Below are 10,953 nucleotides of genomic sequence, written 5' to 3'. Positions count from 1 at the left end.
GAGGTGCCTTTACAACGGTTGCCGAGATGGATGATGGTACCTATCCGAGCGCGCTTGGTGTCATGGTGAATGTATTGCAAAGTCTTGGAATTTTAGTTGATCAGAAATACAGCTATTTTGCATTTAAAAGCCTTGAATATATCTCGATGAAACTCATGAAGACACCGATCTATTATCCTACTCTTACTATCGAAGTGATTCGCTATCTGAAAAATCAACGGCTAATCAAAAGCAACTCAGAGAATCTATCAAGAATAACCGCCCCCCTGAATTACCCTTTTGTTCTCCTCAAAAATGATAACCTATTAGATCAATTTATCATTTGTGGCGAGAATTCTTGTTTTACATCGACACAACAAAAAGAGCAACTTGATGATTTAATCCTATCAACGTTATAATCAAAAAAATTAGGGAGTATTCAATGGGTGCAAAAAGAGCAATGGCTAAAGCTGAAATTAGCGAAGCTCTCGATCTCAAAGAAATTGTTCATGGAGATTGGCAAAAAAGTGAAGAAGTCAATGAAAAAGAACGACTTAAAAAAAGTAAAAAAGAAGAGCGATTACCGATTTGGGTGAAAAAATCGGTTTTAGAATACGAAGATGAACTAAAGAAATTACAAATAGAACTTCTAAAGCTTCAAAACTATGTCAAAGATAAAGGTTTAAAAGTTCTTATGATTTTCGAAGGACGAGATGCTGCCGGAAAAGGTGGTACTATTAAACGAATTACAGAGCATCTTAACCCGCGCGGCGCCCGTGTAGTCGCCCTTGATAAGCCATCAGATGTCGAAAAAACGCAATGGTATTTTCAACGCTATTCCAAATACCTCCCGAGTGCGGGTGAAATTGCTTTATTTGATCGTAGTTGGTACAATCGCGGTGGAGTTGAACCGGTCATGGGATTTTGTACTCCGCAAGAACATCAAGAATTTTTAAATCAGGTAAGCGAATTTGAACACATGCTTGTTACATCAGGAATTATTCTTTTTAAATTTTATTTTTCAGTATCCAAAAAAGAACAAGCCAAACGATTCCAAGAACGTAAAACCGATCCCCTAAAACAATTTAAGCTCTCTCCTGTGGATGCCAGATCACAAGCTTTATGGAATCAATACACTAGCATGAAATATTCAATGCTTCAAGCTTCTCATACCGAACATGCACCATGGATTATTATTCGTTCAGACAACAAAAAAAAAGCACGAATCAATTGTATAAAACATATTTTATCGTCTATTCAATATAACTCATTAAAACAGCTTGATTTGGTAATATCTAAAAAAATTTTGATTTGGGGTGATGAAGAGATAAAATTAATGGAGATGGCACTCCATCAAAAGAAAAGTAAAAAAAGGGTAGATCATTAACAATTTAGTAGGGAGTAATCTCCCAATAGTTAATGAAGAAAACTTAAAATTTCTTTTTCAATATTCTCTTTTTCAATGACCGTAGATTGGGTAATCGGTTTAGAAAAAAGCCCTTTGATCATTGCGGGGATCGGAGTGGAGGCTATTTTACTGATCGATTCAAGTGCATCGATATCATTCGCACCTTTTTCGCCACTTAAGGCATTAGCGATCGTTGGAGAGAACTTCGTCCACTCAGCCGTCGAATAAACAATAGTTTTTAACGGTTTAGTTGCACAGCAATCATATGCTTTAAAACAAGTAGCTGTATGCGGATCCATCAAATAACCGCTGTCAAATGCCTCTTTAATATATCCTTTCCCTTCAGCGCCGTTGCAATAGTCTGCTGCAAAAAGAGTTTGAATCTTCATTGTTTCATCATCACTGAGTGCATAAAAACGATTGGTTTCAAGAGCTGTCATAAGTTCTTTGGTTCGTTGACTTCCAAAGAAATCAAATAAAATACGCTCTACATTGCTTGAAATTAGAATATCCATTGCCGGAGATGTTGTAGCAACAACACTTTCACCACGCAAATCATAATGTCCCGTATTGATCAAACGAGTAAGGACATTATTTTCATTGGAAGCTATAATGATTTTTTCGACCGGAAGCCCCATTTTAAAGGCGTAATACCCACCAAGCGCATTTCCAAAGTTTCCGCTAGGAACATCAAGGTAAATTTTTTCACCCATTGTAATCACATTTTGACGAAGCAATTCAAGATAACTGTGAATATGATAGATGATTTGAAAAATAATCCGCCCGAAGTTAACTGAATTTGCCGCTGAAAGAGAGATGTTTTTAGTTTTTAAAGTATCTTTAAACGTTGCTGAAGCTAAAAGTTTTTTTAATGCACTTTGAGCATCATCAAAATCACCGTGAATTCCGATGACTTTAAGATTTTGTGCATCTTCGGTCACCATTTGAAGACGCTGAACATCTGATGTCCCTCCATCAGGATAGAGACATACCACACGGACATTCGCTCTATTTTTAAAAGTCTCCAGTGCTGCAGGCCCAGTATCACCACTGGTTGCCGCCAAAATGAGGTATTCATCTCCGCGCTTTTGGGCGATAGAACTGAGAACGACACCGAACGGTTGTAATGCCATATCTTTGAAGGCACGGGTCGGACCATGATAAAGTTCGCTGACGTATAGATCGTCACGCACTTTAACAACCGGTACAGGATTGATTGGATCATCAAATTTATCATATAACGACAATGCTTCATCAAGTATCGAATCATCAATATCAATTTCAAGTGTTGTCAATAAATCTTTAGCAAGTTCTTTATAAGAAGAGCTTAGATGTTTCGTAAGAAATGATTCACCTAAAAAAGGAAGTTCACTAGGAACATATAATCCGCCAAATGAGGCAATTGGACTTAAAATCGCCTCTGAAAAGGTAACCTGTTGAGGATGGATTCCGTCATTTCCGCGCGTTTCAATAAATTTCATCAGTGTCGCTTTGTAAAATTTTTGTAATTATAACAAAGACGCTATCAGTGGATGCTTAGAAAACAATCATTAAACAAAATATATTCTTACGATGGTATCTACTTAAGCACTGAAAAAATCTAAACTTTTAGATAAACAGTTAAATTATCTTCGAATGACATCACTCTCTTTAACCCATAAATTTTCTTCTGTAGTTGTAGGTTGCCATACACGATTTACAAAATAACCGGTAATATGAACCCATCCACCTGAAGGTGAACCTGCCGTAAATGATCGACGATCTTCCCATGTATCAATTTTAGAACCTCCGGGAGAATTATAGATGGGAGCATTACCTGATATTCTGTAGGCAGACGATCCCCCTTTTTTAGGTATTGGAGTATTTGTAACTGCTATCGGAGTTTTAAATTCCGATACGGTTGAGTTCTTCGTTTTTTCAGGAATAACACTACTTTGAGTTGCTGTTTTCATCATTTTTGGCGGTATTAATTTACGTGATTGTTCTTTTAATTTTATTGTTTGAGCTTCATTTTCAGCTAATTTTTGCTGAAGAGCACGATTAAGCTTTTCAGTAGCGTCATTCGATTTAAGAATTACTTTTTCTATAATCTTTTCTTGTATCACTGGGCGATCTTTATAGACTACTTTTTCTATGATTTTTTCTTTGACAACACTAGAGGAAGAATTATTCTTAAGAATCGCAATTTTTGTCTGAGCTGCTGAGAGTTCACGTTCTAAAGCTGTGATTTTATCTGTTGGCTCAACAATTTTAGTTACAACTCTCTCTTTGGAAGAGGGCATTGTTTGCAATTTTTGAATATATTCATTCGCATGAGCAAGTTCAATTTGAAGAGCTTTGATTTTATCACTTTGATCGTTTATCGGAGTGGTTTTTGGAGATAACGGTACATTTGTTAAAGTTTTTGATGCTGAATTTTTATACTTCTCTGCTAATGCTTTTGCATCATTCAACTCTTTTACGAGCTGAATTTTTTCTTTGGACACCTTTGTAATTGAATTTTCCAACTGTTGAACTTCTAATTTAGTTTTTTCCAATGAAGAAGTTAATTTTTGCCGTTCAATTCGACTTACTTTTTCACGATTGGTTTGAGCTAAAAGTCGGTCATTTTCATTTACAGCATCTCGATACCCTTTATCTCGATTATTTAACGTTTTTTCCAAACTTTGAATAACACCACTTTTTTGGGTAAGTTCACGTTCTATTTCAGTATTTTGTTTTTTTAATCGAGAAAGTTCCTTATTGGTTTGATCCAACTGCAATTTGAGAGTAACAATACGCATTTGATAAGGTTTAATTTTTTCTTCACTGGAATTTGACTTTTCCGTACTATGATCTTCATATGTTGAAGGATGTTTGGTGATTTCAGTTGCACCGAATAAATAGAGTATGCTAAGCATACTCAGTAAAATGGATTTCACATTAATCCTTTTTTTACTAATTTTACACCCATTTCCAAATGATGAGTATAGGGGAATTGATCAAATACAGCCATTGCGGTAATTGTATGGGTTTGAGAGAGAATTTCTAAATCACGATACAACGTTTCAGGGTTGCATGAAATATAAAGGAGATGATCAAACCGTGCTGCAAAGGCACACGGTTCTTCCCCCAATCCTGCACGAGGCGGATCGACAAAAAGGGTTTTGAGATGATAATCAGATACTTGAAGACCTTCTAAACGGCGAAATTCACGGATACCGTCGAGAGCTTGGGTAAACTCTTCGGCGGATAGACGGACGAATTCTATATTCTCGATACTGTTAAGTTCCATGTTCTGCTTTGCGGCATGAATAGAAGCTTTAGAAATCTCCGTTGCCAATACTCGATCAAATTTTTTCGCAAATGGAATTGTAAAATTGCCCGCACCGCAATAAAGTTCGAGCAGATCACCGCCGATTCCGTCCAACTGGGAAAGTGACCACTCGATCATCTGCTCATTCACTCTTGGGTTTGGCTGAGTGAAACTGTTTTCGATATGGATGTAGCGATATTTTTTGCCTGTGATAGTAAGCGTTTCAGTAATGTAATCGCGACATAATATCTCTTTTTGTTTACGGCTACGACCGATGATATAAATGCCAAGTCGTTCTTGTAAAATGATTGCTTTGGTTTTCCACTCCTCATCCAACGCTCGATGGTACAAGAGGCTTACACACACTTCACCGCTTGATGAAGAGAGAAAATCAACCCCGAAAAGTTTATATCCTATCTCCAAATTGTTCACTTCAACTAACAACCGCTCCATCACAGAAGCAATAGTAGAAGAGACAATCGAACATTTGTCGATCATCACGGAACCTTGCCGATCGAGACGGCTCATAGCGTATGAAATGGCTCCATCATTATGATAAATCTTAAACTCGGCACGGGAGCGATAATTTTGTTTCGGAGAGTGGGCGATAACTATCTCACCTTTGTAAAAAGGGATGAACATCTCACGTACTAAACTCAGTTTATGGTTTAGCTGACCTTCATATCCTGCCTCATAATCACGACAACTGCCGCAAATTCCAAAGTATTCACACTGCATTTCGACCCTTATTTAACACTGGCGATTAGATTGCCAATCAGCAGATTCCATCCGTCAACCATAACAAATACAAGGATTTTAAACGGCATTGAGATCATGACGGGCGGGAGCATCATCATACCCATCGACATTAATATCGAAGCAACCACCATATCAATAACTAAAAACGGTAAAAAAAGCAAAAATCCTATCTCAAATGCCGTTTTAAGTTCACTGATCATAAATGCCGGTATTACGATCGTCAAAGGTACTTCTTTGATCGATTGAGGATTTTCCATGTGACGAATCCGTAGAAATAAAGCGAGATCTTTCTCCCTCGTATTACGTATCATAAAATTTTTAAACGGATCGGTTGTTTTTTCAAATGCTTCATCATAGGTGATTTTTTCTTCACTGTAGGGTTTGATCCCCTCATCATATGCTTTGGTGGCGACAGGTTCCATCACAAAGACCGTTAAAATAAGAGCAAGCATAACAAGTAATTGAGTTGGTGGAACCTGTTGTGTCCCCAAAGCTTGGCGTAAAAAGCCAAATACGATAACAAAACGGGTGAAAGTAGTCATCACTAACACTAAACTCGGAGCTAAAAAAAGTACGGTTAAAACCAGTAAAACATTGAGCGAGCTCACAATCTCTTCTGGAGATTCCGGAGCAGTGAGATTGAAATTCATTGCCGGTACCTGTGGATCAGCACCCCATAAAATATAAGGGATTAAAAGAAATAAGAAGAAAAAACGCCCCAAACCGATGCTCCCAAAATAAAGAGATGATAATACCATAGACTAAGGGTGGTTCTCGTTAAAATCTGATAAAATATCGCGAATAACTATCAGGAGCATTTATGTCCAACTCTCTCTCTATCGTGATTTTAGCTGCCGGAAAAGGGAGCCGTATGAAATCGCTTAAAGCAAAAGTATTACATAAAATTTGTGGACGTGAGATGCTTTATTATAGTATCAAGGCAGCAAAAGAGATTACCGATGATGTTATCGTCGTTGTTGCCCACCAAAAAGATGCCGTCATAACCTCAATGGAAAAATATTTTACAGGGTTGACATTTGTTACTCAAGATGCTGAAAACTTCCCCGGAACGGGAGGTGCGATGATGGAGGTAAAACCGCGCTACGATGACGTATTGGTTCTAAACGGTGATATGCCTCTCATTACACGTTCTTCCATTGAAAAATTCCTAGCCAATCCTGCTGATATTGTGATGTCGGTTATCCCTTTGGATAATCCATCAGGTTATGGACGTGTTGTCATCGAAAATAACCAAGTATTACGAATTGTCGAAGAGAAAGATGCCTCTGAGAGCGAAAAAACAATTAATACCGTCAATGCGGGTGTCTATGCATTTAAACACCATGTATTACAAACCTATATTCCCCGCCTCTCCAATGCAAATGCTCAAAAAGAATATTATCTTACTGACGTGATCGAAATGGCACGCAACGACGGCTTGAACATTGCCCCTCTCTATGTCGAAGAGGTAGAATTCAAAGGGGTAAACTCGAAAAATGATCTCACCAATGCCGAAATCATTATGATGGAACGTCTGCGCCGAACGTGGATGGATGCAGGGGTGATTATGCAGCTTCCTGAAAGCATTTACCTCGAAGAAGGGGTTCAGTTTGAGGGAGAATGTGTCATCGAAAACGGTGCCCGTCTGTGCGGCAACAGCCTGATCGTCAACTCTCATATTAAAGCCCACAGCGTGATCGAAGATAGTGTTATTCGAGATTCGGATATCGGTCCGTTAGCGCATATTCGTCCCCTTAGTATAATCGAAGGAACCCATATCGGTAACTTCGTCGAGGTGAAAAAATCAACCCTCACGGGGGTCAAGGCGGGACATCTCAGTTATCTTGGCGATGCTACTATCGATACAGGAAGCAATATTGGAGCTGGAACCATTACTTGCAATTACGATGGATTAAAGAAATATCAAACGATTATCGGTAAAAATGTTTTTATCGGAAGCGATACTCAGCTCATCGCCCCTATCGAAATAGCCGATAATGTTATGATTGCTGCAGGAACTACTGTTACATCTGGGAAATATGAGAGTGATATCCTCATTCTTAGTCGTCATCCAATCAAAAAAATTGCTGGATTTTTTACCAAATTTTTCAGTAAAGGGAAATAATGTATATCCCGATAAATCTTTTAGCGGGTAAAAAAATCCTTCTTGGTGTGACAGGATCAATCGCAGCGTATAAAGCACTTGAATTGCTCCGCCTTTATATTAAAGCAGGAGCTGAAGTACGAGTTGTTATGACTCCTGCGGCAAAAAAATTTGTAGCACCACTCAGTTTTGAAGCTCTTAGTCATAACCGTGTTCTTGATGACACCAACGAGTCATGGGCAGATGATTTCAATCACATTAAAATTACTCAGTGGGCAGATCTATTTGTTATTGCTCCCATAAGCGCGAATACCATTGCTAAGCTTGCCAACGGTATTGCTGATACGATCCTGACCCAATGCGCTCTTGCCTATCCGGGAATTAAACTTTTAGCTCCCTCCGCGAATACGAATATGATTCAAAATCCGATGATACAAGCATCCCAAAAAATGCTCGCTATCGCTAACTATGAAATAATCGCGACACAAACCAAAGAGCTAGCATGTCAAGTGGTAGGAGATGGTGCGATGGCTGAACCTCTGGAGATTTTTTGGCATTCATCTCGTACATTACTCAAAAATGATTTTTGGTTGGATCGACGCGTCATCGTCACCGGTGGAGGGACGATCGAAAAACTTGATGATGTTCGCACGATCAGTAATCGCTCCAGTGGCAAAATGGCCTCCGCCCTTGCGACGGCACTATTTTTACGGGGAGCAGACGTAAATCTTATCGCTACCCGTTTTGACGAAGCTCTCCCTGACTCCATTCACACCATTGATGTTGAAAGTTCCGAAGAGATGGGAGAGTACCTCACCGATTCACTCCGTATCGCTAAAAAAGGGAAACTTTCAAAACCTTCACTGATTCACGATGAACCTATCACCCTGATCCAAAAAGAGCCTTTTTTGTTTATGGCTGCTGCGGTCAGCGATTATATTCCGACTCATCCTCAAAATGGAAAGCTCAAAAAAGAGATGTTGGGAGAATCATGGAGTATCGAGATGAAACAAAATATCGATCTCCTGAGGGAGTGTAGTAAAGAGGGAATTAAAACCATCGCGTTTAAAGCTGAAACTGATCCTTCTGTCGCAATCCAAAATGCAAAAAAACTTTTGATGAATAAAGGGGTAAATGCAGTATGCCTCAATATTATTGATGAAAATAATCCTTTCGGAAGTAATACTAATCGTATCGATTTCATTACAACGCAAGAGATTGTCAATTTACCTAAAAATGATAAATTATCTCTATCCTTCATGATTTTAAATCAAGCTGAGACTCTATGAATAATCGTCCGAATCATATAGCAATCATTATGGATGGTAACGGTCGTTGGGCTGAATCGAAAGGGAAAAACCGTTCTTTTGGGCATGAAAAAGGGGCGGAAAGTGTCCGAACCATCACCAGTTACTGCGCTGATCATCCTGAGATTAATCGTCTCAGCCTTTATGCGTTCAGTACCGAAAATTGGAAACGCCCAAAACTTGAAGTAGAATTTTTGATGAAATTGCTTGAAAAATACCTCAAGAATGAACGAAAAAATTATTTGGAAGGGAATATACGTTTTGAACCGATCGGAGATCTTTCTATATTTTCAAAATCTCTGCGTAAGGTAATTGATGATCTTCAAAACGTAACAGAAGGCTGTAATGGTCTGGTTCAAAGTTTGGCATTAAATTACGGAGGACGTGATGAAATTGTCCGTGCGGTCAATGCCTTATTTCCTCGTATACCTATTACTGTCGAGTTGCTGAATAACGCACTTGATTGTCAACATGATATTGATCTACTCATCCGTACTGGCGGAGATCATCGACTCTCCAACTTTTTATTATGGCAAGCTGCCTATGCAGAACTTTTTTTTACTAATACGTTATGGCCAGAATTTACCTCTGCTGAATTGGAAAGCATTATTAAAAAATTTAAAACCGTTGAAAGACGTTTCGGAGGATTAAACTGATGGAATTATTCATCATATTTATTCTAGGAATCATAATCGGTTCATTTTTAAATGTTCTTATTATACGAATTCCACTGAATCAAAGTGTCTCTTTTCCCGCATCACATTGTATGCATTGCAAGACACCTTTACGGTTTTATCACAATATTCCAATTCTATCATGGGTTTTTTTACAGGGACGCTGTGCTTTTTGCGGTGAAAAAATATCAATTCAATATCCATTTATAGAAGTCATGAGTGGTCTTGTTTTCGTTTTCAGCGTCATCAAATTAGGAGTAACTATCCACTCATTTGGGATAGCATTAACATTTGATCTCCTCTTAGTTCTCTCAGTGATTGACTACCGCTACAAAATGGTTCCTGATAGTATTAATCTTACTGCACTGAGCATTGCTATTTTGAGTGCGACTTCATTCGGGCATCTAGGTTATAATTTTACCAATGCCCTTTTATTTGCCGGTGGATTTACACTCCTTCGTTTTTCTCTCTCCTATATTATTAAAAAAGAGGCGATGGGAGAAGCGGATATTATGATTGCTGCAACAATAGGTGCATTATTGGGTGTACAACTTGGCTTGGTTGCAATTTTCGTAGGTGCAGTGCTCGCTCTTCCTGTTTTATTATTAACACAAGGTAAGAATGAAGATTCCAAACAACTCCCTTTTATCCCATTTCTAGCAATGGGATGTTGGATCGTTTTGATGTTTGATACCTATGTAAGCACATATTTGGTGGGGTTATATGGATAAATTACACCGTTATATTTTGTCGAATCTATCGATTCTTTTTTTCTCGATTTTTCTCCCGCTGTTTGCAATTGCTTCGGTTATTTTTATGATCAAGCTCGCTACGTATACAGCGGTGATTCAGCTTAGTATCGCTGAAATGGGGAAACTTTACCTCTTTGTTTTACCTGAGTTGCTTTTTTATACCCTTCCAATCGCTTTTGTCGTCGGGGGAGCACTCACTCTATATCGTCTATCAAACGATAATGAGATGATCGTGGTTTTTTCACTCGGTATATCCCCATCGTATATTGCAAAAGTTTTAGCACGTCCTGCATTGCTTCTCTCTATTTTGCTTTTTGTTGATTTTGTGGTGATTACCCCTTATATCAAAATTATCTCCGGAAACTTTTTAGATAAAAAAAGAGCTGAAGCCAAGTTTAACTTAACTGCATCAGAATTCGGTCATAATTTCGGTGACTGGATGCTCTTTATCAATCAAAGTAATCGTATATCTCATACCTTTGGGGATGTTGTCCTTTTTAATAAAGAGATGAAAGATGAAATCCTTATTACAGCTGAAAAAGCAGAACTTATTAACAATCAAGGGATCTTACAACTGCGCTTAGAGAATGGTCAAAGCTACAGTTATAATAATGATCTTCTTAAAACTATGCTCTTTAAAACTGCTTATATTAATGATATGTTAAGTAGTAATCC

Annotated in this window: 10 protein-coding genes and 1 pseudogene; 7 read left to right on the top strand and 4 right to left on the bottom strand. The window is 38.2% G+C overall.

Annotated elements, in window-relative coordinates; all coding sequences use genetic code 11:
- Both WA010_RS00580 and ppk2 read left to right on the top strand, forming a co-directional pair.
- Positions 1 to 398: pseudogene (locus WA010_RS00580) on the top strand (thioredoxin domain-containing protein); the annotation flags it as partial.
- Positions 399 to 421: 23 nt separating this feature from the next.
- Complete coding sequence (gene ppk2, locus WA010_RS00575) at positions 422 to 1,366, top strand: polyphosphate kinase 2 (protein ID WP_422555236.1); 945 nt, start codon at positions 422 to 424, stop codon at positions 1,364 to 1,366.
- A 29-nt stretch (positions 1,367 to 1,395) separates the two neighbouring features.
- On the opposite strand, the gene thrC is transcribed toward ppk2, so the two are convergent.
- The 4 genes from thrC to fliP form a co-directional block, all read right to left on the bottom strand.
- Positions 1,396 to 2,868 (bottom strand): threonine synthase, encoded by a 1,473-nt coding sequence (thrC, locus tag WA010_RS00570; protein WP_422555235.1) that lies wholly within the window; start codon positions 2,866 to 2,868, stop codon positions 1,396 to 1,398.
- A gap of 144 nt (positions 2,869 to 3,012) precedes the next feature.
- Positions 3,013 to 4,308, bottom strand: coding sequence for a hypothetical protein (locus WA010_RS00565; protein ID WP_422555234.1), 1,296 nt, complete (start codon positions 4,306 to 4,308; stop codon positions 3,013 to 3,015).
- Entirely contained in the window at positions 4,305 to 5,420 is a 1,116-nt protein-coding gene (gene trmA, locus WA010_RS00560; RefSeq protein ID WP_422555233.1) for a tRNA (uridine(54)-C5)-methyltransferase TrmA, read from the bottom strand. The genes WA010_RS00565 and trmA overlap by 4 nt, the downstream gene beginning before the upstream one ends.
- An 8-nt stretch (positions 5,421 to 5,428) precedes the next feature.
- Entirely contained in the window at positions 5,429 to 6,199 is a 771-nt protein-coding gene (gene fliP, locus WA010_RS00555) for a flagellar type III secretion system pore protein FliP (protein ID WP_422555232.1), read from the bottom strand.
- A gap of 62 nt (positions 6,200 to 6,261) precedes the next feature.
- Between fliP and glmU the strand changes: the two genes are divergently transcribed.
- The 5 genes from glmU to WA010_RS00530 form a co-directional block, all read left to right on the top strand.
- Positions 6,262 to 7,566 carry a bifunctional UDP-N-acetylglucosamine diphosphorylase/glucosamine-1-phosphate N-acetyltransferase GlmU gene (gene glmU, locus WA010_RS00550; RefSeq protein ID WP_422555231.1) on the top strand — a complete coding sequence of 435 codons (1,305 nt, stop codon included), beginning with the start codon at positions 6,262 to 6,264 and terminating at the stop codon, positions 7,564 to 7,566.
- A complete protein-coding gene (gene coaBC, locus WA010_RS00545; protein WP_422555230.1) occupies positions 7,566 to 8,834 on the top strand; it encodes a bifunctional phosphopantothenoylcysteine decarboxylase/phosphopantothenate--cysteine ligase CoaBC in 1,269 nt (422 codons plus the stop codon). The genes glmU and coaBC overlap by 1 nt, the downstream gene beginning before the upstream one ends.
- On the top strand, positions 8,831 to 9,508 hold the full coding sequence (gene uppS, locus WA010_RS00540) for a polyprenyl diphosphate synthase (protein WP_422555229.1): 678 nt from the start codon (positions 8,831 to 8,833) through the stop codon (positions 9,506 to 9,508). Before coaBC ends, uppS begins: the two co-directional genes overlap by 4 nt.
- Positions 9,508 to 10,257 (top strand): prepilin peptidase, encoded by a 750-nt coding sequence (locus tag WA010_RS00535; protein ID WP_422555228.1) that lies wholly within the window; start codon positions 9,508 to 9,510, stop codon positions 10,255 to 10,257. The genes uppS and WA010_RS00535 overlap by 1 nt, the downstream gene beginning before the upstream one ends.
- Positions 10,250 to 10,953 (top strand): LptF/LptG family permease (locus tag WA010_RS00530; protein WP_422555227.1); only part of this gene is annotated, 704 nt, incomplete at its 3' end. The genes WA010_RS00535 and WA010_RS00530, both read left to right, overlap by 8 nt.

The organism is Sulfuricurvum sp., assembly GCF_049305995.1.
Lineage (GTDB): Bacteria > Campylobacterota > Campylobacteria > Campylobacterales > Sulfurimonadaceae > Sulfuricurvum.
The sequence above is the reverse complement of the archived record's forward strand: the minus strand, read 5'-3'. Positions and strand labels throughout refer to the sequence as shown.

Coding starts and splice junctions, on each gene's coding strand:
- ppk2 (WP_422555236.1), top strand. CDS start 422: ATGGGTGCAAAAAGAGCAATGGCTAAAGCTGAAATTAGCGAAGCTCTC.
- thrC (WP_422555235.1), bottom strand. CDS start 2,868: ATGAAATTTATTGAAACGCGCGGAAATGACGGAATCCATCCTCAACAG.
- trmA (WP_422555233.1), bottom strand. CDS start 5,420: ATGCAGTGTGAATACTTTGGAATTTGCGGCAGTTGTCGTGATTATGAG.
- fliP (WP_422555232.1), bottom strand. CDS start 6,199: ATGGTATTATCATCTCTTTATTTTGGGAGCATCGGTTTGGGGCGTTTT.
- glmU (WP_422555231.1), top strand. CDS start 6,262: ATGTCCAACTCTCTCTCTATCGTGATTTTAGCTGCCGGAAAAGGGAGC.
- coaBC (WP_422555230.1), top strand. CDS start 7,566: ATGTATATCCCGATAAATCTTTTAGCGGGTAAAAAAATCCTTCTTGGT.
- uppS (WP_422555229.1), top strand. CDS start 8,831: ATGAATAATCGTCCGAATCATATAGCAATCATTATGGATGGTAACGGT.
- WA010_RS00535 (WP_422555228.1), top strand. CDS start 9,508: ATGGAATTATTCATCATATTTATTCTAGGAATCATAATCGGTTCATTT.